This is a genomic window from Enterobacter cloacae complex sp. 370H10, assembly GCF_050031535.1.
Lineage (GTDB): Bacteria > Pseudomonadota > Gammaproteobacteria > Enterobacterales > Enterobacteriaceae > Enterobacter > Enterobacter intestinihominis.
This window is the reverse complement of record NZ_JBLGWG010000001.1, coordinates 2,797,816-2,821,486: the sequence shown is the minus strand read 5'-3', so window position 1 is coordinate 2,821,486 and position 23,671 is coordinate 2,797,816. Positions and strand designations below refer to the sequence as shown.

The following is a 23,671-nucleotide window of genomic DNA, read 5'->3' as shown; positions in this document are numbered from 1 at the left end:
ATTGAATAATGAACAAAACAGAATTCTACGCGGATCTGAATCGCGATTTTAAGGCATTAATGGCAGGGGAAACCAGTTTCTTAGCCACTCTGGCAAATACCAGTGCGTTACTGTTCGAACGCCTTTCTGACGTGAACTGGGCGGGCTTTTATCTGCTGGAAGGCGACACGCTGGTGCTGGGGCCTTTCCAGGGGAAACTCGCCTGCGTGCGCATTCCGGTAGGGCGCGGCGTGTGCGGTACCGCAGTGGCGACCCGTCAGGTTCAGCGTGTCGAAGATGTACATGCGTTTGACGGCCACATTGCCTGCGATGCCAGCAGCAATTCTGAAATCGTACTGCCGCTGGTGGTTAAAAATCAGATTATTGGCGTTCTGGATATCGACAGCACGGTCTTCAGCCGCTTTACTGCCGAGGATGAGCAGGGGCTGCGCGCGTTGGCCGCAAACCTGGAAAATGTTCTGGCAGAGACCGATTATCATAAATTCTTTGCGAGCGTCGCAGGATAATCAACGGATAACGTAGCATTTACTGATAGCGTCATTATAATGTCGCCTGTTCATGCCTGCGCTTGTTGGCAACGTCCGTTGTAATCAGGAAATTTCATGGAAAATCAACCTAAGTTGAATAGCAGTAAAGAAGTTATCGCATTTCTGGCCGAGCGTTTCCCGCAGTGCTTCAGCGCTGAAGGTGAAGCGCGTCCTCTGAAAGTCGGTATCTTTCAGGATCTGGTCGCGCGCGTTGAGGGGGAGATGAACCTCAGCAAAACGCAGCTTCGTTCTGCCTTGCGCCTTTATACCTCGAGCTGGCGTTACCTGTACGGTATCAAGCCGGGTGCGACCCGTGTCGACCTTGACGGCAACCCGTGTGGTGAGATGGACGAGCAGCACGTAGAACATGCGCGTAAGCAGCTTGAAGAAGCCAAAGCTCGCGTTCAGGCACAGCGTGCTGAACAGCAGGCCAAAAAACGCGAAGCCGCAGCGGCAAACGGTCAGGAAGACGCCCCTCGTCGCGAGCGTAAACCGCGTCCGGCACCGCGTCGTACTGAAAATAACGATCGCAAACCGCGTGCTGACAAACCAGCAGCTAAAGCCCCACGTGCGCCGCGCGAAGAGCCGCGCCACACCCCAGTTTCGGACATCAACGCCCTGAGCGTAGGTCAGTCTCTGAAGGTTAAAGCGGGTAACAATGCGATGGATGCCACCGTACTGGAAATCACCAAAGATGGCGTTCGTGTACAGCTGACTTCTGGTATGTCAATGATTGTACGCGCAGAACACTTGTTGTTCTGAAACGGAGGCCGAGCCTGGCATGAACACTTTTTTTAAGCTCACCGCGCTGGCTGGCCTGTTTGCTATAACAGGCCACGCTTTCGCTGTGGACGATATTACGCGTGTTGATCAAATTCCGGTTCTTAAGGAAGAAACTCAGCACGCGACGGTGAGTGAGCGCGTGACGTCGCGCTTTACTCGTTCGCACTATCGTCAGTTCGATCTCGATCAGGCCTTTTCGGCCAAAATCTTTGACCGTTATCTGAACTTGCTGGATTACAGCCATAACGTACTGCTGGCCAGCGATGTCGAACAGTTCGCTAAACGCAAATCCGAAGTGGGTGATGAGCTGCGCTCCGGAAAGCTGGATCTTTTCTACGATCTGTACAACTTATCGCAAAAGCGCCGTTTTGAGCGTTATCAATACGCGCTGAAAGTGCTGGAACGTCCGATGGACTTCACCGGCAACGACACCTTTAATCTGGACCGCAGCAAAGCGCCATGGCCGAAAGATGAGGCTGAACTGAATGCGCTGTGGGACGGAAAAGTCAAATATGACGAACTGAGCCTCAAGCTCACAGGCAAAGACGAGAAAGAGATCCGTGAGACGTTAAACCGTCGCTACAAATTCGCAATTCGTCGTCTGGCGCAGACCAACAGTGAAGATGTTTTCTCGCTGGCGATGACCGCGTTTGCGCACGAAATTGATCCGCACACTAATTATCTCTCTCCACGTAACACCGAACAGTTCAATACCGAAATGAGCCTGTCTCTGGAAGGTATCGGTGCTGTGCTTCAGATGGATGATGACTACACCGTTATCAACTCCATGGTGGCCGGTGGCCCTGCGTCGAAAAGCAAAGCGATCAGCGTAGGCGACCGTATTGTCGGTGTAGGTCAAACCGGAAAGAGCATGGTGGACGTGATTGGCTGGCGACTTGATGACGTAGTTGCGCTGATCAAAGGGCCGAAGGGCAGCAAAGTTCGCCTGGATATCCTGCCTGCCGGAAAGGGGACCAAAACCCGTATCGTTACTCTGACCCGTGAGCGTATCCGTCTGGAAGATCGCGCGGTGAAAATGTCGGTGAAAACCGTGGGTAAAGAGAAGGTTGGCGTTCTGGATATCCCTGGCTTCTACGTTGGCCTGACCGATGATGTAAAAGTGCAGCTCCAGAAGCTTGAAAAGCAGAATGTCAGCAGTGTGATCATCGACCTGCGCAGCAACGGCGGCGGGGCATTGACCGAGGCCGTCTCGCTCTCCGGGCTGTTTATCCCGTCTGGCCCGGTGGTTCAGGTGCGCGATAACAACGGTAAAGTGCGTGAAGATGCCGATACCGATGGCGTGGTCTACTATAAGGGTCCGCTGGTGGTGCTGGTCGATCGCTTCAGCGCCTCTGCATCGGAAATCTTCGCTGCTGCCATGCAGGATTACGGCCGGGCGTTAATCGTCGGCGAACCGACGTTTGGCAAGGGCACCGTTCAGCAGTACCGCTCTCTGAACCGTATTTACGACCAGATGCTGCGTCCTGAATGGCCGGCGCTGGGCTCAGTACAGTACACCATTCAGAAGTTTTACCGTGTTAACGGCGGCAGTACGCAGCGCAAAGGCGTGACGCCGGACATCATGATGCCGACAGGTACCGAAGAGACGGAAACGGGCGAGAAGTTTGAAGATAACGCGCTGCCGTGGGATAGCATTGATGCCGCGACATTCGTGAAATCGGGTGATATGAATCAGTTCGGTCCGGAACTGCTGAAAAATCACAACGACCGCATCGGGAAGGATCCGGAATTCCAGTACATCATGAAGGACATCGCGCGTTTCAACGCTCTGAAAGCGAAACGGAACATTGTCTCTCTGAACTACGCCCAGCGTGAGAAAGAGAACAATGAAGATGACGCGACACGTCTGGCGCGTATCAACGATCGCTTCAAACGTGAAGGCAAGCCTCTGCTCAAAAAACTGGACGATCTGCCTAAGGATTACCAGGAGCCCGATCCGTATCTGGACGAGACGGTGCATATCGCGCTTGATCTCGCGAAGCTGGAAAAAGAGAAACCTGCCGTACAACCTGCTCCGACAAAATAATCCCCCAACAGGCACAAGAAATTGTGCCTGTTTCTTTTGGTTCCTCATCCTTCCGTCAGGCAGATTTCCAATTGTGTAAAGTTGTGTCTTTCTGGTGACTTACGCCGTCTGGATGCTTGAAAATAGCCGCAATACCCATACGATGTGGGTAATCGCATAGTGCGTTTTGTTAAACTGAGGTTAAAAGAATATTATGATGCGAATCGCGCTCTTCCTGCTCACCAACCTGGCGGTGATGGTGGTATTCGGGCTGGTGCTAAGCCTGACGGGAATTCAGTCGAGCAGCGTTCAGGGTCTGTTGATTATGGCGCTGCTGTTTGGTTTCGGCGGCTCTTTCATTTCACTGCTGATGTCGAAGTGGATGGCACTGAAATCCGTGGGCGGTGAAGTTATTGAGCAGCCGCGTAACGATATGGAACAGTGGTTGATGAGCACGGTTGCTCAGCAGTCAAAGCAGGCGGGCATAGCCATGCCGCAGGTGGCGATCTACCACGCGCCGGATATCAACGCGTTTGCTACCGGTGCGCGTCGTGACGCGTCCCTGGTGGCCGTCAGTACCGGTCTGCTGCAAAACATGAGCCGTGACGAAGCGGAAGCGGTTATTGCTCACGAGATCAGCCACATCGCTAACGGCGATATGGTCACCATGACCTTGATCCAGGGCGTGGTGAACACCTTCGTTATCTTTATTTCCCGTATTCTGGCGCAGATTGCTGCCGGATTTATGGGTGGCAACCGTGATGAGGGTGAAGAGAGCAACGGTAACCCGCTGATCTATTTTGCTGTTTCAATGGTGCTGGAGCTGGTGTTCGGTATCCTGGCAAGCATCATTACCATGTGGTTCTCCCGTCATCGTGAGTTCCACGCGGATGCCGGTTCTGCGAAACTGGTGGGTCGTGAGAAGATGATTGCTGCGCTGCAACGTCTGAAAACCAGCTACGAGCCGCAGGAAGCAAACAGCATGATGGCCTTCTGCATCAATGGTAAATCAAAGTCGCTGAGCGAGCTGTTTATGTCACACCCGCCGCTGGATAAACGTATTGAAGCGCTGCGAAGCGGCGAGTACCTGAAGTAATACCCGCCGGATGAAAAAAACCGGGCAGGAGACAATCTCCGCCCGGTTTTTTTATGCCTGCGCCTTTGGCTGGGTCACACGAAGGCCGCTAATGATAGCCGCGAGGGTCGCCAGTGTCCCTGCGGTAATCAGCGCAACGTGTGTCGCATTTTGCCCGGCAAGGTTAAACATCAACGCCACCATTGCGGCCCCGGTGCTTTGCCCTAACAGTCTTGCCGTACCCAGCATCCCGCTGGCACCACCGCTGCGATGACGTGGGGCAGAGGTGATAATTGTGTGGTTGTTAGGTGACTGGAACAGACCAAAACCTGCCCCGCACAGGATCATGCGCCAGATAATATCCAGATCCCCCGGCGAGGAGGGCAGGAGCGACAGCGCAAACAGTCCTGCTGCCATGACGATCAGCCCGATAGCCCCCAGCAGTCCGGCATGAACGCGCTCAATAAGGTACCCGGCCAGCGGGGCCATCACCATGGTTGCCAAAGGCCAGGGTGTGAGCAACAAGCCTGTTTCCACTTCCGAACGGCCAAGCACGCTCTGCAAAAAGAATGGCAGCGCAACCAGCGCCAGCATCTGGGCGCAGAACGAGCAAATGGAGGTACAAATTGATAGCGAAAACAGCGGAATACGCAGCAAATCGACCGGCAGTAACGGCACGGGCAGCGCCAGCTGGCGTCGTACAAAGAAAAAGCCGATGATAAGCAGGGCAACGATTTCTGCGGCAATGAGCGACAAAGACTGTCCCTGCGCAAATCCGCTCAGCGCAGTAATCAGCAGGCCAAAGGTCAGCGCGTTCATCACAGCGCTGGGCAGGTCAAAACGTGGCATGGTGTTTTTCGGACCATTTTCCGGAAGATAGCGCAGGGCGAAGAATATCGCCACAATGCCCAGCGGCACGTTAATGGCAAACAGCCACTGCCACGAGGCAACGGACAGAATGGCGGCGGCAATCGTCGGCCCGGCGGCGGACGACACGGCCACAATAAAGGAGTTAATGCCCATGCCGCGCCCCAGATGGCGATGAGGATAGATAAGCCGTATCAGGGCCGTGTTCACGCTCATTAGCGCGGCACCGCCAAAACCCTGTGCGATACGCGCAAGCGTAAGGGTGTGCAGTGAATCGGAAAGGGCACAGAAGAGCGAGGTGAGAGTAAAGACCACCAGCCCGCACTGATAAACCCGGCGATAACCAAACATATCGCCCAGGAAAGAGAGTGACAAAAGGGAAATCACAATCGCTATCTGGTACGCGTTCACAATCCAGATGGAGCTTGCCGGAGAAGCATTAAGGTCTTTGGCAATGGTAGGAAGAGCCACATTGGCAATCGCACCGTCAAGGACAGCCATCGAAATGCCGATGACAATAGTGGCAATTGCCCCGTACCGCTGTGGTAAGGGCAGGCCATCAGAAACGTTTTTTTGCATGGGAAAAGAATGACTCAGTGTGAAATTATTTTCAGAGTAACTATTTTAGCATCGTTATTTCGGTTTTATGTCGCAGATTTGTAACGAAGTAAACCCAGATAGATTGCAGCGCGCATCACACGAATTTATAATAAAAACCGGTTCTGATTTTTATAAAACACTCTCCATGAGGTGATAAATGGCAATCGCAGATTTGGATAAGCAGCCAGATTCTGTTTCTTCCGTGCTGAAGGTGTTTGGCATCTTGCAGGCGCTCGGAGAAGAGCGTGAAATTGGTATTACAGAGTTGTCGCAGCGTGTGATGATGTCGAAAAGCACCGTTTATCGCTTTTTGCAGACGATGAAATCATTGGGTTATGTCGCGCAGGAAGGAGAATCAGAAAAATATTCTCTGACCCTGAAACTGTTTGAATTGGGCGCCCGCGCCTTGCAGAACGTGGATCTGATCCGCAGCGCTGACATTCAGATGCGTGAACTTTCGCGGTTGACGAAAGAGACAATTCACCTCGGCGCACTGGATGAAGACAGCATCGTTTACATCCACAAAATTGACTCCATGTACAACCTGCGCATGTATTCACGCATCGGTCGTCGTAACCCGCTGTACAGTACCGCAATTGGTAAAGTCCTGCTGGCCTGGCGCGATCGTGAAGAGGTTAAGCAAATCCTTGACGGTGTGGAATACAAACGCAGCACCGATCGCACGATTACCAGTACGGATGAACTACTGAGCGTGCTGGATAAAGTGCGTGAGCAGGGTTATGGGGAAGATAACGAAGAGCAGGAAGAAGGGTTGCGCTGCATCGGTGTGCCGGTGTTTGACCGCTTCGGCGTTGTCATTGCGGGACTGAGCATCTCTTTCCCAACGCTGCGTTTCTCCGAAGAGCGTCTTCATGAGTATGTGGCAATTCTGCATACCGCAGCGCGCAAAATTTCAGAGCAGATGGGCTATAACGAATACCCGTTCTGATCAATGCCTCCAATAAAAACGCCGCACTCTTGCGGCGTTTTTGTAAGCGAAATTTAGCTCTGATTAGCCGTTATCAACCACAACAGATGATTTACGCAGCACAGGACAGTTGGTTAACCCGATGATCCCGCTGTCGGAATGGATGTACTGAGCCGTGCTTACCCCCTGGGCGGTGAGATATTTACACTGAATACCCAAACCCGCGGCATTCTCTTTGCTTCCCATTAATACGCCATACCCACTTAACAGCAGGCCGATCCACACAAGTGCCAGTACAATTATCGTACGAACGAGTAAACGCATCGATGCCTCTTTTTTCTTTGTTGTCATGGAGTAAGCGTAACGGGTTTACGCAGTGAAACAAGTGCACGATTCCGAAAAGCGTCTGTTGAAGGTACAGTTAGCCCCTGTTTAAGATAGCCGTGATAACCTGGCTACATCAGGTCATAAGACGGAGTGTGGAGTGAAAAAAATACGCTGGGTAATTCTGATTATAGTGCTGATAGCATGCGTGGTGCTGTGGACGCAGACTATAAATGTGATGTGCGATCAGGATGTACAGTTCTTTAGCGGCATTTGTTCAATCAATAAGTTTATCCCCTGGTAGTGGCTATTTTTGCACTGAGCGATTTCCTTACGTGGCTGCAGTGGTAAAATGACTGTTTTTACTGAGGTGGTGAAATGGGTGAGTTAATGAATTCGGGGCTGCTGAGCATTGCATCCCTGGTAATGTCTTTAGTGGTGCTGGTCGTTGGACTGGTGCTGTGGTTCTTCGTTAATCGCGCCAGCTCCCGCACAAACGAGCAGATTGAGCTGCTGGAAGCATTGCTCGATCAGCAGAAACGGCAGACTGCGTTGCTGCGTCGTCTGTGCGAAGCCAACGAGCCGGAGGAGAAAGCGGTGCCGAAGGAAGCTGATGCTCAAAAACAAGACGAGGAAGAGTTCATTCGCCTGGTGGCCGAACGATAGTCTGCCCGGAACGGGGAGGTGGCCTGACGTACGGCGTAAATCTCCTCCCTTATCAAATGTAACCCATAACATCCCAACATATAATTAAGCAGCAGTTAACTACTGTTTCAGTATACTGAAAACTGGCGAATATTTATCCTTATACAAGTCGTACCGTTTCGTTGAATAAATTGTGAGCTTTAACTTTCCTGAAGTGTTTTATTTTTATCGAAACGTTTTGCTTGCCTTGTTTTGAGGCAGAGTCATAAAAATTTCATTATTTTGGTGCAGAATAACGCTTATTAAATGGTGGATTTTAATACAGTTAGCAAAATGTATTTAACATCGTTTATTCACTGTCACACTCTGGTGCATTGCGATGTTTTCAGCATAACTTTTCACAAAATGTTCTAACTCAGTCATTCCTTTAAAGAAAATCAGGGATTGGGATGGACGCTTTGAAATGATTGAGCTATGTTTAAAAAGTCTTTGATTACAGGGCGCGCCAGCGCACCCTGTGGGCGGTGAGGTCAGGTGGCGCTTCATTTGACAATTCGCATAACTGTGCAGATTGTTATGGAGTAACGCCTGAATTTGTGCGGCGGATCGAGACACGTTTAAAAATGGCTTGCCATATTAAACGTTGTGTGTGATAACACGTTTTGGGTCAAACGAGGTACAGTTCTGTTTATGTGTGGCATTTTCAGTAAAGAAGTCCTGAGTAAACACGTTGTCGTTGAATACCGCTTCTCTGCCGAACCTTATATTAGTGCCTCAAGCAGTAATGTCTCAGTTTTATCTATGTTAAAGCCTGCGGGCTAAGAAAACACTCTAAGGAATTTTGCAAATGGCAAAGATTAAAGGTCAAGTTAAGTGGTTCAACGAGTCTAAAGGTTTTGGTTTCATTACTCCTGCTGACGGCAGCAAAGACGTGTTCGTACACTTCTCTGCAATCCAGGGTAACGGCTTCAAAACTCTGGCTGAAGGCCAGAACGTTGAGTTCGAAATTCAGGACGGCCAGAAAGGCCCAGCTGCGGTTAACGTAACTGCTATCTGATCGAATCACTGCTGACTGAAGCGCTTAGCGCTTCGATCTCAGACATAAGCCTCGCCGATGCGGGGCTTTTTTATTCACTTATTTTTCAAAATGTTACGTATTCCTCCTCTGTTATTATCTTGTTGCAAACCCGCGAAATTATTAGCATTGTTTTCACGCCTTATTATCCCTTTTTCCCGTTAAATCAGGGCGTTGATTAACAGCCCTGGGGTTAAAGTGAAAAAAAAGACAATAACGGCCAACGGAAACTTTACACCGGCACGTTTTGCACTTCTGTGTCTCGCCATCTTTTGTAGCCTTGCTTTTCTGTTAGGCCGCGTGGCATGGCTACAAATTATCAAACCGGATAATCTGGTGAAGCAGGAGGATATGCGTTCCCTGCGCGAAGTGGCGATAGACGCCCCGCGTGGGATGATTGTTGACCGTGAAGGGCGTCCCCTTGCGGTAAGCGTACCTGTCCAGGCCGTCTGGGCCGATCCCAAAACTGTGCTTGATAAAGGGGGGATCGGCTTTGATTCGCGCTGGCAGGCCCTGGCAAATGCTTTACACCTTTCTCTGAGCACGCTCGCATCGCGAATAAACAGCAATCCGCACGGGCGATTCATTTATCTAGCTCGTCAGGTTGATCCCTCCCAGGCAAAGTGGATTGATAAGCTGCGTCTTCCCGGTATCAACCTACGCGATGAGTCCCGTCGCTTTTATCCTGCCGGACACGTGGCGGCAAACCTGATTGGCTTCACTAATATTGATGGTCAGGGTATTGAGGGCGTCGAGAAAAGCTTTAACACGCAGCTCACCGGGAAGGCAGGCGTGCGGCTGGTCAGGAAAGATCGATACGGGCATGTGGTTGAGAACCTCACGGAGGTGGCGCCCGTACCGGCACATAATATCCAGCTTAGTATCGATGAACGCCTGCAAACTATCACCGAAGACGCGCTGGATAATGCCGTGGCGTGGAATAAAGCCGAGTCAGGCGCGTCGGTGCTGATTAATATCCAGACGGGCGAAATTCTGGCGATGGCGAGCTTCCCTGACTTCAACCCCAACAATCGGGAAGGGGCAACACTGGATGACTTTCGTAATCGCGCGATCAGCGACACCTTTGAACCGGGTTCGACCGTTAAACCTCTGGTGCTGATGACGGCGCTACAGCAGGGGCTGGTGCAGCCTGACAGCGTGATAGACACGCATCCCTACACCATTGATGGCCATCGTATTCGCGATGTGGGCTACTACCCCGAGCTGACCATGACCGGGATCCTGCAAAAATCCAGCGACACGGGCGTATCCCGTCTTTCTCTCGCGATGCCCGTGCAACGGTTACTTGATACCTATAAAAACTTTGGTTTTGGCGAGAGTACCGGGCTTGGCTTAACGGGAGAAAGCTCAGGTTTACTGCCGCAGCGAAAATTCTGGAGTCAGTTAGACAGGGCGACCTTTGCCTTTGGGTATGGCCTGATGGTTACCCCCCTTCAACTGGCGCATGTGTATGCCACCATCGGTAGCTATGGCATTGAACGGCCTCTGTCCATCACCCGTATCGATCCCCCCGTGATTGGCAAACGGGTGATGCCCGGGGAGATTGTTCACGAGGTGGAACACATGATGGAGAGCGTCGCGTTACCCGGCGGTGGCGGGATCAAAGCGGCGGTGCGTAACTATCGTGTGGCGATTAAAACCGGGACGGCCAAAAAAATCGATGAACACGGTAAGTATGTGGATAAATACGTCGCCTACACAGCAGGCGTTGCGCCCGCCAGCGATCCCCGTTTTGCACTGGTGGTGGTGATCAACGATCCGAAAAACGGAGCCTACTACGGCGGGGCCGTTTCCGCGCCCGTGTTCAGCGAAATTATGGGTAACGTCTTGCGCCTGGAAAACGTGAAGCCAGACGGACTGCCGGCAGATTCTGACCATCTGATCGTGATGCATCACCCAGCCGTTTATAACCCTGGCGAATAGCGGTACACTTCGCCTTTTGGTTTTCGCCCTGGAGCTGTCATGTCTTTCAGTTGTCCCCTTTGCCACGCGCCGCTGACGCGCGCGGAGAAAACGTTCATCTGTCCACTGGGACATCAGTTTGACCGGGCTAAAGAGGGCTATGTCAATCTTCTGCCGGTACAGCACAAGCGCTCCCGGGATCCGGGTGACAGCGCGGAGATGATGCAGGCGCGCCGGGCGTTTCTTGACGCCGGGCACTATCAACCGCTCAGGGATACCGTTGTCGACTTACTCCGTCAATATCTGACAGAAGGCGCATCCGCCATGCTGGATATCGGCTGCGGCGAGGGCTACTACACCGCCACGTTTGCTGACGTCGCGGCTGGGAAGGGCGCCGAAACTTACGGGCTGGACGTGTCGAAAGTGGCTATCCGTGCAGCTGCAAAACGCTACTCAGCGGTAACGTTCTGCGTGGCCTCCAGCCACCGCCTGCCGTTTGAGGAAGCGAGTATGGACGCCGTGGTGCGTATCTATGCCCCGTGCAAGGCAGAGGAGCTGGCGCGCGTCGTTAAGCCCGGCGGGTGGGTTATCACCGTTACGCCGGGACCGCGTCATCTGCTGGAGCTAAAAGGGCTGATCTATGATGAAGTTCACCTGCATGCGCCGCACTCTGAACAGCTGGCGGGCTTCGCGTTAAAGCAGGCGCAGTCAGTGGCGTATGAGATGACGTTGCAGGGAAGTGAAGCGGTGGCGTTACTGCAAATGACGCCGTTTGCGTGGCGGGCAAAACCAGAGGTGTGGGAAACGCTGGCAGCACAGACAGAATTTCGCTGCCAGACGGATTTCAGCATCCATTGCTGGCAGCGCGAAGATTAACCCGCGAAGTGTGCCCAGAGTATTTGGGCACCAATCCCGATCAACACGATACCGCCCAGAATTTCGGCGCGTTTGCCTAACAGCGGGCCAATGAACCGCCCCACCATCATCCCCAGCGTTGACATAATCAGCGTGGCGCAGCCAATCGCCAGCGCGGTGGCGATAATATTGACCTGCAAAAACGCCAGACCGACACCGACGGCCATTGCGTCCAGGCTGGTTGCGATAGCGGTTGTCACCAGAAGCCAGAAGCCGTGGCGTTGCAGCGGCGCATCATCTTCATCGCTGTTGCCACGAAAACCTTCAATTACCATGCGTCCGCCGAGGAACACCAGCAGCACGAAGGCGATCCAGTGGTTCCACTCCAGCACAAACTGGCTGGCGAGCATCCCCAGACCCCAGCCAATAAGCGGCGTCAGCGTTTCGATTGCGCCAAAGATGAGACCGGTGCGCAGGGCTTCGGAAAATTTAGGTTTATGGAGGGTGGCACCTTTACCGATAGAGGCGGCAAATGCGTCCATGGACATGCCAAAAGCCAGAAGGATCGTAGCGGAGATATTCATAAGTGCGTCCAGACCGGGGATATCCATATGACACATCACTGCCCCCAGTAAACAGCAGTTGATGTATCTATGGTCTCGCCTGATCGCTTTTGGCACAGTAAGTGTGCTGAATACGATCCGTACGCGCCACGTTTTGCAACGAGTATGTTGACACGTACATTTCCCGCAGGCAGGAAATCGGCTACTCCCCAACGACGGGCGCAACCTTAACATATTTTGAGAATATAAAACAACAACGAAGATGGCTTTATAAAGCCACTATGTTGATAACGATTTTCATTTAGGTTTATGCGTAAAAGTATCGTTAATAAATATAAGTTAATTCGCAGGGGAGATATAGCATCGGCTATATTTCTGGTATGAGTATAATACAATACATAGCCGATGCTATAAAATTAATTCATTGAGTTTTAAGGAGTAATTTGTAGATTTTTTCCAGGTCGTCAATATTTTTGACCCGAATGAGCAGGCGGCGTTGCTCTAATTGCATCACCAGAACTCCGTCTTCGGATAAATTCATCTCTTTAATGCGGTTATATTCTATCCAGACATTGGCGAAGAAGAATCCGTGTTTTTTAAAAATGAGTTTTGGCGAGCGGATCCAGAACAGGTAAATCGCCATTAATGCCAGCGCACATAATAACCATGTGGTTAATATTGCGCCGTGGCTGGTCACATTATTGTAAATCAGGATGACTACCAGACCGGCGAAGATAAACGCATCAATGCGCCCACGGCGTAAGAGGGGAAGGGTCAGCAGCGTCTCGCCGTGGCGGCGAGGCATAATGAACTCGTCATAGATCGCGTAAGCCAGAAGGGCAACAATAAATAAAACCAGTACGGTGTCCGTGACAGTCATTCATCCTCCAGATAAAAAGACCGGGGGCAAGCCCCCGGTCGGTAACGCATTTTATTACAGACCCAGCAGGCCGACGGCGTAGCCCGCGATACCGATGACGAAGAAGCCAACGATGATCCAAAGCGGGTTCACTTTCTTACGCAGCAGCCACATACAGGCGAAGGTTAACAGCAGCGGTACCAGGCCAGGCATCAGCTGGTCCAGAATAGTCTGCACGGTGGTGACGCGCGTCTGACCATCCTGACCGGTGATCGTCGATACCACCAGCGGGATGTTCACGTGCGTCCACTTGTTAACCAAAGCCCCCATTACAAACAGGCCGAGGATTGACGCCCCCTCAGTCAGTTTTTGCAGGAAGCCGCCGCCCATATCCTTAACGATATCCACCCCTTTACGGTAACCATACGCCACGCCGTAGTAGCGGGTCAGCAGACGCACCGCGTTGAACAGGATAAAGAACAGCAGGGGACCAAGCAGACTGCCGCTCATGGCGATCCCGGCGCCCAGTGCCGCAAAGACCGGACGCACGGTACCCCAGAAGATCGGGTCGCCCACGCCTGCCAGCGGCCCCATCAGACCGACTTTAATACCGTTGATAGCACCATCGTCGATCTCAGCCCCGTTTGCACGCTGCTCTTCCATCGCCAGCGTTACGCCCAGAACAGGCGCCGCTACGTAAGGGTGAGTGTTGAAGAATTCCAGGTGACGCTTAATTGCCTGACGGCGTGCTTCGTTGTTTTCCGGATACAGGCGTTTGATTGCCGGCACCATGGAGAAGCAGAAGCCGAGCGCCTGCATACGTTCGAAGTTCCATGAACCCTGAAACAGGTTAGAACGGATGAACACGCCACGAATATCACCCGGAGTGAGTTTTTTCTCAGTGGTAGTTTTTGTCATATCAACCATTTCGCTCACCTGTTAGTCCAGTTCGTTATCGAGATCGTTGTTACCAGCAGCCTGCGCAGGGGCACCCGCGACACGGTTGTATTTCGGGCTGAGCTGGATATAAAGAATCGCCATCACCGCACCAATCACACCCAGCGCAACCAGGTTGAAGTTGGTGAATGCAGCGGTAACGAAGCCAAGGTAGAAGAACGGCATCAGATAGCCTGCGCGCATCATGTTGATGACCATCGCGTAACCTACGACCACAATCATACCGCCCGCGATATTCAGACCGCCGGTGACCACTTCTGGTATGGCGTTCAGCATACTTTGAACTTCACTGGTCCCAACGGAAATCGCCACGATAACGGCCGGAATAGCGATACGCATCGCCTGCAGGAACAGGGACGAGACGTGGATCCAGGAGAGCGCTGTCAGGTTGCCGTTATCGGCCGCCTTATCCGCCGCGTGCTGGAAGGCAACGGTGATGGTACGAACAATGATGGTCAGCACCTGGCCTGCCGCGGCCAGTGGAATGGCCAGCGCGATACCGGCACCGATACTCTGATGACCGGCGATGACCAGAACGGTCGAAATAATGGACGCCAGCGCGGCATCTGGCGCAACTGCCGCACCGATGTTCATCCAGCCGAGGGCGATCATTTCCAGGGTACCACCGATGATGATACCGGTTTTCATGTCACCGAGAACGGCGCCAATCAACGTACAGGCCACCAGAGGGCGGTGGAACTGAAATTCATCAAGTACGGACTCCATACCCGCAATACACGCGACGATGAACACCAGCACAATCTGAAGAGTAGTAATCTCCATTGCACTTCTCCTATTACATAAGCTCTATATGAAAAACCGGCCCGGGCTTATTTCCCCACTTTGCCGATCAAATCCATCATTTTCAGTTTCTGATCCGTGGAAACCTTACGGGCTTCCAGCTCGATACCGCGTGCATTCAGCTTGTTGAAGGCCTCGATATCTTTCGCATCCACTGAAATCGCGTTGTTGACCTGCGTTTTGCCCTGACGGAAAGCCATACCGCCAATGTTAACGGAGGTGATTTTCACGCCGCCTTCAACAATGCGTTCAACGTCTGTCGGGTTGGTGAACAGAAGCATCACGCGTTCGCCCGCATATTTCGGGTTGTTGTAAACGCGGATCATTTTGGCGACATCCACGACGTGCGCGGTGACGCCCGGCGGTGCAACCTGGGTAAGAAGTGTTTTACGGACAGTGTCGGCGGCCACTTCGTCACTGACCACGATGATGCGTTGTACGTTGGTCTCTTTGGTCCAGCGCGTCGCCACCTGGCCGTGGATCAGACGGTCATCAATACGCGCAAGGCCGATAACCATGTAATCGTTCGGACCCATTGGCTTCGCCGGTGCCGCGGCTTTTGGTGCAGCAGGGGCAGGGGCAGGTTTTTCAACCGGCTGTGCTTTCAGCGCCTTCACGCCTTCGCGACCGGTTTCCACCGCCAGCGCCACCAGCTCGTCAAAGCCTGGGTTGTCGTCACGCGCCATGAAGGTTTCCACCAACATTGGGATATTTACCCCGGCGACGACTTCATAATGCTCTTTATCGACGACAATGCGGCTGGCAGCGTTGAACGGGCTGCCGCCCCATGTATCCACGAGAAACAGCACGCCTTTGCTGGTATCCAGCTTCTCAAGCTGAGCAGTGTACTTTTCAATCAGCGTCTCGGCGTTTTCACCGGGAACGAAATCGATCCAGCCAACGTTTTCCTGCTCGCCCAACAGCATTTCTGCCGTTTTGAGTAACTGCTCCGCAGCCCAACCATGTGTGCCTATGACAATAGCAATGGTCACTTGCTACCTCCTATTATTATCATTTATACGTCTGCCAGGCAGGCGTACTGAGAATCGTATTGGCGAACCGAATCGATTCAGATAAGGGTTAGAGTTCTAAAAAACCAAGACTTCCGCGAATTATTTTAGATAGTGAAAAAATAATTTATGTGATGAAGATCCGTAATTTAGCTACGCCTTACAGATTTTTCTGTAAGATAAACCACGTGTGTTACAGAAGTTTGCAAAGGAACGTAAATCTTTGCTAAAAACCCATTGTCTCTGATATGTTTAGCGTCCGTTTAATTATTCAGGAGTATAGGGCTACAGCCCACTATATGGACCGTCACCGACGTCAGTCATCTTCCAGGCCATTCCGCGCCTTATTCACCGGCGACCTTCGCCACGCATCGACCCCCATTCCCTTTGAAATGCCCGAAATTAGCGGGGCACCGTTTTGTCATTCCTTTAGCAGGAGCGTGTCATGGAATTCTTAATGGACCCGTCAATCTGGGTAGGCTTGCTTACGCTGGTCGTGCTGGAGATCGTTCTCGGTATTGATAACCTGGTGTTTATTGCCATCCTTGCGGATAAGCTGCCGCCGAAACAGCGTGATAAAGCCCGTCTGATCGGCCTCTCGCTGGCACTGATCATGCGACTGGGCCTGCTGTCCGTGATCTCGTGGATGGTTACGCTGACTAAGCCTCTGTTCACCGTCATGGATTTCACCTTCTCCGGCCGTGATTTAATCATGCTGGTGGGGGGGCTTTTCCTGCTGTTCAAAGCTACAACAGAGCTGCATGAACGGCTGGAGAACCGGCAGCATGATGATGGCCACGGTAAGGGGTATGCCAGCTTCTGGGTGGTGGTCCTGCAGATTGTGGTGCTTGATGCGGTCTTCTCACTGGATGCGGTGATTACAGCGGTTGGCATGGTGAACCATCTGCCGGTGATGATGGCGGCTGTTGTGATTGCGATGGCGGTAATGCTGCTGGCGTCGAAACCGCTGACGCGTTTCGTCAACCAACATCCGACGGTCGTCGTGCTGTGTCTGAGTTTCCTGTTGATGATTGGTCTGAGCCTGGTGGCAGAAGGTTTTGGTTTCCATATACCGAAAGGCTACCTGTACGCCGCGATTGGCTTCTCGATTCTGATCGAGCTGTTTAACCAGATTGCGCGCCGTAACTTCATTAAGCAGCAGTCGAATCAGCCGCTGCGCGCGCGTACCGCCGATGCGATCCTGCGCCTGATGGGCGGGCGTCGTCAGGTGAACGTGCAGGCGGATAACGAGAACCGTAACCCGGTTCCGGTGCCGGAAGGCGCGTTTGTGGAAGAAGAACGCTACATGATCAACGGCGTGCTTTCGCTGGCCTCCCGCTCCCTGCGCGGCATTATGACGCCGCGCGGTGAAATCAGCTGGGTGGACGCCAACCTGAGCGTCGACGAAATTCGCCAGCAGCTGCTCTCCTCGCCGCACAGCCTGTTCCCGGTCTGTCGGGGCGAGCTGGATGAGATCATCGGTGTGGTGCGCGCGAAAGAGATGCTCGTGGCGCTGGAAGAGGGCGTCAACGTCGAGGCCGTAGCGGCCGCGTCGCCTGCCATCGTGGTGCCGGAGACGCTGGATCCGATTAACCTGCTGGGCGTGTTGCGTCGTGCTCGCGGGAGCTTTGTTATCGTCACCAACGAATTTGGTGTGGTACAAGGTCTGGTAACGCCGCTGGACGTGCTGGAAGCCATTGCCGGTGAATTCCCTGATGCGGATGAAACGCCAGAAATCGTTGCCGACGGTGACGGCTGGCTGGTGAAAGGCACCACCGACCTGCACGCGCTCTCGCACACGCTGGGCGTCGAAAACGTGGTCAATGACGATGAAGACATCGCCACGGTAGCGGGGCTGGTGATTGCCGTTAACGGGCAGATCCCGCGTATCGGTGATGTGCTTGAGCTGCCGCCGCTGCAAATTACCATCGTTGAAGCCAACGACTATCGCGTTGATATGGTTCGTATTGTTAAAGAGCACTCTGTACACGACGAAGAAGAGTAACGCTATCTAGCGTAACGGCAATAAAGGCACGATGTGTCCGTTGTGACGGGCTGGCGGAGGGTTACTTTCCGCCAGCCATTTCGGAAACTCCCGCAGCGGCATCGGCCGCGCATACAAGTACCCCTGCAAAATATGTACGCTGTGGCGGCGCAAATAGCGTGACTGCTCCTCGGTTTCAACCCCTTCTGCAACCAGTTCAATATTCAACCTCTGGCCCAGCGCAATAATAATATCCGTTACCGTTGAGTTCACGGCGTCGGTGCCGATCGCGGTGGTGAAGGATTTATCAATTTTCAGCACGTCCGGGTGAAGTTTTTCAAGCCACGAAAGAGAACTATTGCCCGTACCAAAATCATCAATCGCAAGCTTCACCCCTTTGCGGTGCAGCTCTCGCACGATGCGGTAATCCACATCGAGCAACGCATCGCGCTCGGTTAACTCTACAATCAACTTTTGAACAGGGTTCGCCTTAAACCAGATGCGGTTGAGATCCCGGATCAGCGCAGCGCGGCGAAAATGGCTGGCGGCCACGTTGATGCCAATATGGAAATCCCGTGAGGCCGGGAAAAAGCCTATCTGCCGCACCGTTTCGCTGATGACGTAGCGGGTAAGCGGAACAATCAGGCTATGTTCTTCAGCCAGGGGGATAAAGACATCGGGAGAAATCCAGCCCTGACGCGGGTTGTTCCAGCGCAGGAGGATCTCGACGCCAACGCATTCCCGGGTGCGGGCGTTTACCAGCGGCTGGCAGAAGAGTTCAAACTCCCGGGCAGCAATCCCCATATTAATTTCCCAGGTGAAACTTATGCGTCGCGCCGTGGCAAGCCAGGCGATATAGCCCATCAGTAAACTGAGCATCAACGCCAGCGGTAGCTGGGTAGGCAGATTTTTCAATGCCATTTGGCCTGCCCCCGGGCCGCTGACCGTGACGCTGAAAGGGTAGTGCTGTGAAGACTGTTCCAGCAGGGAGGCGTGTTCATCGAAGGTCGGCGTATTCGTCACCTGCTGCCCGTCGCGGAGAAAATTATCGCCTACTCTCAGGACCACGTCGGTGATTTGTGGCCGCTGTGGCTCCAGAATCATTTTGGTGATGAGATCGATATTCACTACCTCCATCAACCCGTCACTGCCGTCGCCCGCAAGGGGTGACCACTGAATCAGTACCGGACTGCCCTTTAACAGCCACCGATCGGTCAACAAGATCAGCCTGGGTTCACTGGACGGAAGCATCGGCTCAATGTCACTGACGGGCATATTTCGGCTGCCAAATACGCTCGAGCAATACAGTATTCCGTCTTTGACGAGGGCGATGGAGCGCACGGTCTGGAGGATCGCCGCCTGTTTTCGCAGAATCGGATTCGCTTCAGCGCAGGGCATATCAACCAGAAAACGTAGAGTTTCACGCTGGGTTTCTAACGCAAGAAGCACCTTATCAAGCGCACGCACGGTGTGGTGAGTAAAGTCGTGGATCCGATCCTGATTAATGTTGCGCTGTGAAATAAAGCGAATGCCCAGCGTCAGGACGAGCGTAACGAGCGCAACCGTAACACAGACGATAACGCGTTTTCGGCGATAGTCTTTAATGATCGTTTGTGCAGTTTGCATGAACGGTCGCCTGATAAGCACCGGCCGGAAAAGCCAGACGCAACAGTGACAGTGTAGTGGGGAATACGTGAAGCGACGAGAGGCGGTGGGAAAATTCGCCCATCTGTTGCAGATGGGCGAAAAGGAAGGTTTAGTCGCACTGCACCTTAATGGCCAGACCGCCGCGCGAAGTCTCACGGTACTTCGCGTTCATGTCCTTGCCGGTTTCGTACATGGTTTCAATAACCTTATCCAGTGACACGCGTGGCTCGCTGGTACGGCGCATCGCCATACGCGAGGCGTTGATCGCTTTGACGGAGGCGATGGCGTTACGCTCAATGCACGGTACTTGCACCTGGCCGGCAACCGGGTCACAGGTCAGACCGAGGTTGTGCTCCATGCCGATTTCCGCCGCCACGCACACCTGCTCAGGGCTTGCGCCCAGCAGTTCCGCCAGACCGGCCGCCGCCATAGAGCAGGCCACGCCCACTTCACCCTGACAGCCTACTTCGGCACCGGAGATGGAGGCATTCATCTTGTACAGCGCGCCGATAGCGCCTGCCGCGAGGAAATAACGGATATAGATCTCCGGTGTCACGGGCTCAATAAAGTGATCGTAGTAGGCCAGCACCGCCGGAACGATACCGCACGCGCCGTTGGTTGGCGCCGTCACCACGCGACCACCCGCTGCGTTCTCTTCGTTAACCGCCAGCGCAAACATGTTCACCCAGTCAACCACATTCATTGGATCATTGGAGAATTTGTCGGTGGTGACCAGCATACGGCGAAGCGCAGAGGCACGACGTGGCACACGCAGTGGCCCAGGCAGAACCCCCTCGGTGTTCATCCCGCGGTCAATACAGGCGCGCATGGTTTGCCACACGTTAGCAAAATAGTCTTCGATCTCTTTCTTGCTGTGCAGCGCCAGTTCGTTCTGCATCACCATGCCGGAGAGGGAGAGACCGGTCTCTTTGCAATAGGCCAACATCTCGGTGGCAGATTTAAACGGATAGGGCACATTCACATCGCCCGCGCTCTCTTTGCCAAAGTGTTCTTCGTCAACGATAAAGCCGCCGCCGATGGAGTAGTAGGTTTTACTGTAGATCTCTTTTTCGCCGCTCCAGGCGTGGATGGTCATACCGTTTTCATGCAGCGGCAGGTTGTCGCTACGAAAACGCATCCCGTCATCCTGCGGGAAGTCCACTTCGTGCTGACCGTTAGCCAGCAGCAGACGACCGCGCGTTTCCACGTCGCGGATAAATGCCGGAATGGCATCAATATCAACTGTGTCCGGCATATTGCCCGCCAGACCCATAATAATGGCGATATCGGTGTGGTGGCCTTTACCCGTTAATGACAGTGAACCGTAAACGTCTACGGCGACACGGGTAACGCTTTCCAGTAATCCTTTTTCGACCAGATCATCGACGAACTGTTTACCGGCCTTCATCGGCCCTACAGTGTGGGAAGAAGATGGACCAATCCCCACTTTGAACATGTCGAATATACTAATCACTTTCACACTCCTGACAGGGTTACTGGGGTTCCAGTAACGATGTTATAACTGCGCATAGTGTAAGAGGGAACACTAACCTCGGCTTAACTATTCACATGAATTAAACTAATGGTTAACGATGGTTTAGCTAATAGCGCGACGCCGATCGCAAACCTGCCAGAAAAGGGTGGAATGTAAAGTATAGTCAAGGCTTCAGGCCGATTTGTAGCGCAAGCTCACGAATGATGCCTGCCGTCATGCCCCAGACAAAATAATGCTGATACCACGACAGCCAGACCCGATGATCGTGCCCGCGGCGGTGAATATCCAGAGGATGATAGCGGCCCAGACGAAGGGCCTCTTCAAGCGGCATTTCGAACACCGCTGAAACTTCATCGACGCTGGCGTGATACTGAAGATCGGGCGGAATAATGCCGACGACCGGCGTGACCTGAAAACCGGTTACGCTGTCCACTGGCGGCAGCACGCCAATTACCTCGACCGCCTCCGGGGGGATCGCCACCTCCTCATGCGCTTCGCGCAGCGCGGCGGCAATCAGGGAAGCATCGGTGCTGTCCACCGCGCCGCCCGGAAACGCAACCTGACCGGCGTGTTTTCGCATATGCGGTGAGCGCTGGGTAAGCAACAGACCCGGCTGTTCACGACGCACGACCGGGATCAGTACCGCCGCCTGACGTTGATTCAGCGCGGCGCGGTTAACCTGGGGCCGCAGAAGCTGAAAGCGCGACAGAAAATCATCCAGCGTCAGGTTGTCTTTCTTCACCGTGAGTTCTCCAGTTGTTTCAGGATACGATTCACTTTATCAAAGGTTTCCTGATATTCCGCCCCGGCCTGGCTGTCGGCTACAATGCCGCCGCCTGCGGAACAGTAAAGGTTACCGTCGCAGGCCGTCAGGGTGCGAATAGTGATGCTGGTATCCATGGTTCCGCACAGGCTCACATAGCCGATGCTGCCGCACCAGGCGTTGCGGCGATGCGGTTCCAGTTCGTCGATAATCTCCATCGCGCGGACCTTCGGCGCGCCGGTGATGGAGCCGCCCGGAAACGCGGCGCGGAGCAGATCGCAGGCGGTCCGCGAGGCCGGCAGGCGTGCAGTGATAGTACTGACCAGATGATGTACCGCCGGGAAAGGCTCCACAACGAACAGCTCCGGCACGCGCACGCTGCCCGGCTCGGCGACGCGGCCAATATCATTGCGCATCAGATCGACAATCATCAGGTTTTCAGCGCGATCTTTCGGCGAGGCCGCCAGCGTCTTCGCCTGCTGGCGGTCGGCGTTAGCATCGGCAAGGCGCGGCAGGGTGCCCTTGATCGGGCGGGTCTGAATAATACCGTCAGCCAGATGAATAAAACGCTCAGGCGAAAGGCTGAGGATGGCGCCGTGTTCAAGGCGTAAAAATGCGCTAAACGGGGCCTTATTGCTGGCATTGAGGCGGGTAAATGCCTGCCATTCGTCTCCCCGGTACGCCGCCTGGAAACGCTGGGCAAGGTTGACCTGATAACAGTCGCCGCTGTGAAGATACGCCTGCACGCGAGAGAATTTTTCCGCATATTCCGCCGCGCTCATGTTCGAGTGCCAGCCAGAGGTCAGCATAAAGTGTTCCGCTGTGGCGGGCCGTTGCGCCTCAAGCCAGGCCAGACGCGCCTGCACGTCTCGGTGGCTAAGCAGGGAAACCGTCTGCTTACGGTGATCCACGATTAGCGCCCAGTCATACAGCCCGACCGCCATATCCGGCAGGGAAATATCCGCCTGCGCATGCTCGGGCAGCTTTTCGAAACGGCGACCCAGATCGTAACCAAACAGGCCCAGCGCGCCCCCCTGGAAAGGCAGATCCGGATCCGGTGTGGCAGATAAGCCCAGAGCATGGATCTCGTTCTGAAGCCGCATCAGCGGATCGTCCGTGGGTGACAGCGCATCGGTCGTCAGCGTTTTAACCGGGTCGGCCACCAGAATATCAAAGCGGCTGTAGGGGTGATCCGCATGCCCGGAGTGCAGCAGCATGGCAAAAGGAAGGTGGCTCAGACGGGCAAACCAGAACTCGGCGGCGTCTGCACGCCAGGGTAAGGTCATAACAGTGGGGAAGCGCATGTTCATGTATGGCATACTACCGGGTAGCGTGAAATAATTAGCGCGAATAATTTAGCAGGAGTTAACGATGTTTGCAGGTTTACCTTCTCTCAGTCATGACCAACAGCAGAAAGCGGTAGAGCGGATTCAGGAACTGATGGGCCAGGGTATGAGCAGCGGAGAAGCGATCACCGTCGTCGCTCAGGAAATTCGCGCCAGTCATACCGGCGAACGGATTGTGGCGCGATTTGAAGATGAAGATGAATAACCGGGCTTAAACTGCCGCGATAATCTTAATCTCCACCTTATACTCCGGTTTCATCAGCGTGGCCTGTACGGTGCAGCGTACAGGCGCGTGACCCGCCACTACCCACGCATCCCAGGCTTTATTCATCTCCGCGAAGTCGTCTTTATTCGCCAGGAAAATCGTCGCGTCCAGAATGCGGGATTTATCGCTGCCCTGTTTTTCCAGTACGGCGTCGATCTGCGCCAGGGTGTTAGCGGTTTGCTCGAAGGCGTCGGCGTCCAGATTGGCAGGGACACCGGTGTAGTACAGCGTCTGGTTGTGGATCACCACATCAGACCAGCGGGCTTCGGCATCAATGCGCGTAATTGTCATAAACGTATCCTCGTTATCTTTCATCGTCAGGCGGCAAGACTGCCATATTGTTCCGCCGTCGT

The 23,671-nt window shown here is 53.6% G+C and carries 24 protein-coding genes and 1 pseudogene; 13 read left to right on the top strand and 12 right to left on the bottom strand.

The window, feature by feature from the left end:
- Positions 1-8 precede the first annotated feature (8 nt).
- From ACQG2Q_RS13855 to htpX, 4 genes are all read left to right on the top strand, one after another.
- Positions 9-506, top strand: a complete 498-nt coding sequence (locus tag ACQG2Q_RS13855; RefSeq protein ID WP_006811006.1) for a GAF domain-containing protein — start codon at positions 9-11, stop codon at positions 504-506.
- A gap of 96 nt (positions 507-602) precedes the next feature.
- Positions 603-1,289: an RNA chaperone ProQ gene (gene proQ, locus ACQG2Q_RS13850; protein WP_063849158.1), complete on the top strand. Its 687-nt coding sequence runs from the start codon at positions 603-605 to the stop codon at positions 1,287-1,289.
- Between the two features lie 19 nt (positions 1,290-1,308).
- Complete coding sequence (gene prc, locus ACQG2Q_RS13845) at positions 1,309-3,357, top strand: carboxy terminal-processing peptidase (protein WP_426759222.1); 2,049 nt, start codon at positions 1,309-1,311, stop codon at positions 3,355-3,357.
- A gap of 193 nt (positions 3,358-3,550) precedes the next feature.
- Positions 3,551-4,432 carry a protease HtpX gene (gene htpX, locus ACQG2Q_RS13840; RefSeq protein ID WP_003859899.1) on the top strand — a complete coding sequence of 294 codons (882 nt, stop codon included), beginning with the start codon at positions 3,551-3,553 and terminating at the stop codon, positions 4,430-4,432.
- A gap of 51 nt (positions 4,433-4,483) precedes the next feature.
- Here the strand turns inward: htpX and ACQG2Q_RS13835 are convergent, their stop codons facing one another.
- Complete coding sequence (locus ACQG2Q_RS13835) at positions 4,484-5,857, bottom strand: MFS transporter (RefSeq protein WP_022648456.1); 1,374 nt, start codon at positions 5,855-5,857, stop codon at positions 4,484-4,486.
- Between the two features lie 178 nt (positions 5,858-6,035).
- Between ACQG2Q_RS13835 and kdgR the strand changes: the two genes are divergently transcribed.
- Positions 6,036-6,827, top strand: a complete 792-nt coding sequence (gene kdgR / locus ACQG2Q_RS13830; RefSeq protein ID WP_022648455.1) for a DNA-binding transcriptional regulator KdgR — start codon at positions 6,036-6,038, stop codon at positions 6,825-6,827.
- Between the two features lie 63 nt (positions 6,828-6,890).
- On the opposite strand, the gene ACQG2Q_RS13825 is transcribed toward kdgR, so the two are convergent.
- On the bottom strand, positions 6,891-7,130 hold the full coding sequence (locus tag ACQG2Q_RS13825) for a YobH family protein (protein ID WP_022648454.1): 240 nt from the start codon (positions 7,128-7,130) through the stop codon (positions 6,891-6,893).
- 160 nt (positions 7,131-7,290) lie between these two features.
- On the opposite strand from ACQG2Q_RS13825, the gene mgrB reads away from it, so the two are divergent.
- The 6 genes and pseudogenes from mgrB to rlmA all read left to right on the top strand — a co-directional run bounded on the left by mgrB (position 7,291) and on the right by rlmA (position 11,649).
- Positions 7,291-7,434: a PhoP/PhoQ regulator MgrB gene (gene mgrB, locus ACQG2Q_RS13820; RefSeq protein WP_003859906.1), complete on the top strand. Its 144-nt coding sequence runs from the start codon at positions 7,291-7,293 to the stop codon at positions 7,432-7,434.
- A 74-nt stretch (positions 7,435-7,508) separates the two neighbouring features.
- The gene (locus ACQG2Q_RS13815) at positions 7,509-7,796 is read left to right on the top strand and encodes a YebO family protein (RefSeq protein WP_023300358.1); all 288 of its coding nucleotides are present in this window, start codon (positions 7,509-7,511) and stop codon (positions 7,794-7,796) included.
- Between the two features lie 669 nt (positions 7,797-8,465).
- Positions 8,466-8,610, top strand: a pseudogene (locus ACQG2Q_RS13810) (DUF2627 domain-containing protein).
- A 12-nt stretch (positions 8,611-8,622) separates the two neighbouring features.
- On the top strand, positions 8,623-8,832 hold the full coding sequence (cspE, locus tag ACQG2Q_RS13805; protein ID WP_001062678.1) for a transcription antiterminator/RNA stability regulator CspE: 210 nt from the start codon (positions 8,623-8,625) through the stop codon (positions 8,830-8,832).
- Positions 8,833-9,048: 216 nt separating this feature from the next.
- Positions 9,049-10,794 carry a peptidoglycan glycosyltransferase FtsI gene (gene ftsI, locus ACQG2Q_RS13800; RefSeq protein WP_096216947.1) on the top strand — a complete coding sequence of 582 codons (1,746 nt, stop codon included), beginning with the start codon at positions 9,049-9,051 and terminating at the stop codon, positions 10,792-10,794.
- Between the two features lie 39 nt (positions 10,795-10,833).
- The gene (rlmA, locus tag ACQG2Q_RS13795; RefSeq protein WP_063162947.1) at positions 10,834-11,649 is read left to right on the top strand and encodes a 23S rRNA (guanine(745)-N(1))-methyltransferase; all 816 of its coding nucleotides are present in this window, start codon (positions 10,834-10,836) and stop codon (positions 11,647-11,649) included.
- Here the strand turns inward: rlmA and mntP are convergent.
- The 5 genes from mntP to manX form a co-directional block, all read right to left on the bottom strand.
- Complete coding sequence (gene mntP, locus ACQG2Q_RS13790) at positions 11,646-12,212, bottom strand: manganese efflux pump MntP (protein WP_032622454.1); 567 nt, start codon at positions 12,210-12,212, stop codon at positions 11,646-11,648. The genes rlmA and mntP overlap by 4 nt on opposite strands.
- 400 nt (positions 12,213-12,612) lie before the next feature.
- A complete protein-coding gene (locus ACQG2Q_RS13785; RefSeq protein WP_022648449.1) occupies positions 12,613-13,071 on the bottom strand; it encodes a DUF986 family protein in 459 nt (152 codons plus the stop codon).
- A 54-nt stretch (positions 13,072-13,125) separates the two neighbouring features.
- On the bottom strand, positions 13,126-13,977 hold the full coding sequence (locus ACQG2Q_RS13780) for a PTS mannose transporter subunit IID (protein ID WP_006810994.1): 852 nt from the start codon (positions 13,975-13,977) through the stop codon (positions 13,126-13,128).
- 12 nt (positions 13,978-13,989) lie between these two features.
- Positions 13,990-14,790: a PTS mannose transporter subunit IIC gene (gene manY, locus ACQG2Q_RS13775; RefSeq protein ID WP_022648448.1), complete on the bottom strand. Its 801-nt coding sequence runs from the start codon at positions 14,788-14,790 to the stop codon at positions 13,990-13,992.
- Positions 14,791-14,837: 47 nt separating this feature from the next.
- A complete protein-coding gene (manX, locus tag ACQG2Q_RS13770) occupies positions 14,838-15,800 on the bottom strand; it encodes a PTS mannose transporter subunit IIAB (protein WP_022651434.1) in 963 nt (320 codons plus the stop codon).
- Between the two features lie 463 nt (positions 15,801-16,263).
- Between manX and yoaE the strand changes: the two genes are divergently transcribed.
- Positions 16,264-17,823: a CNNM family cation transport protein YoaE gene (gene yoaE / locus ACQG2Q_RS13765; RefSeq protein WP_023300354.1), complete on the top strand. Its 1,560-nt coding sequence runs from the start codon at positions 16,264-16,266 to the stop codon at positions 17,821-17,823.
- A gap of 6 nt (positions 17,824-17,829) precedes the next feature.
- Here yoaE and ACQG2Q_RS13760 read toward each other — a convergent pair whose 3' ends face one another.
- From ACQG2Q_RS13760 to pabB, 4 genes are all read right to left on the bottom strand, one after another.
- A complete protein-coding gene (locus ACQG2Q_RS13760) occupies positions 17,830-19,428 on the bottom strand; it encodes an EAL domain-containing protein (RefSeq protein ID WP_023300353.1) in 1,599 nt (532 codons plus the stop codon).
- 130 nt (positions 19,429-19,558) lie between these two features.
- On the bottom strand, positions 19,559-20,923 hold the full coding sequence (sdaA, locus tag ACQG2Q_RS13755) for an L-serine ammonia-lyase (protein ID WP_022648444.1): 1,365 nt from the start codon (positions 20,921-20,923) through the stop codon (positions 19,559-19,561).
- A gap of 184 nt (positions 20,924-21,107) precedes the next feature.
- On the bottom strand, positions 21,108-21,686 hold the full coding sequence (locus ACQG2Q_RS13750) for a CoA pyrophosphatase (RefSeq protein ID WP_022648443.1): 579 nt from the start codon (positions 21,684-21,686) through the stop codon (positions 21,108-21,110).
- Positions 21,683-23,017, bottom strand: a complete 1,335-nt coding sequence (gene pabB / locus ACQG2Q_RS13745) for an aminodeoxychorismate synthase component 1 (RefSeq protein WP_063849155.1) — start codon at positions 23,015-23,017, stop codon at positions 21,683-21,685. Before pabB ends, ACQG2Q_RS13750 begins: the two co-directional genes overlap by 4 nt.
- Before the next feature lie 61 nt (positions 23,018-23,078).
- Between pabB and ACQG2Q_RS13740 the strand changes: the two genes are divergently transcribed.
- Positions 23,079-23,258 carry a YoaH family protein gene (locus ACQG2Q_RS13740; RefSeq protein ID WP_022648441.1) on the top strand — a complete coding sequence of 60 codons (180 nt, stop codon included), beginning with the start codon at positions 23,079-23,081 and terminating at the stop codon, positions 23,256-23,258.
- Positions 23,259-23,264: 6 nt separating this feature from the next.
- Here ACQG2Q_RS13740 and ACQG2Q_RS13735 read toward each other — a convergent pair whose 3' ends face one another.
- Entirely contained in the window at positions 23,265-23,609 is a 345-nt protein-coding gene (locus tag ACQG2Q_RS13735; RefSeq protein WP_022648440.1) for a RidA family protein, read from the bottom strand.
- Between the last annotated feature and the right edge of the window lie 62 nt (positions 23,610-23,671).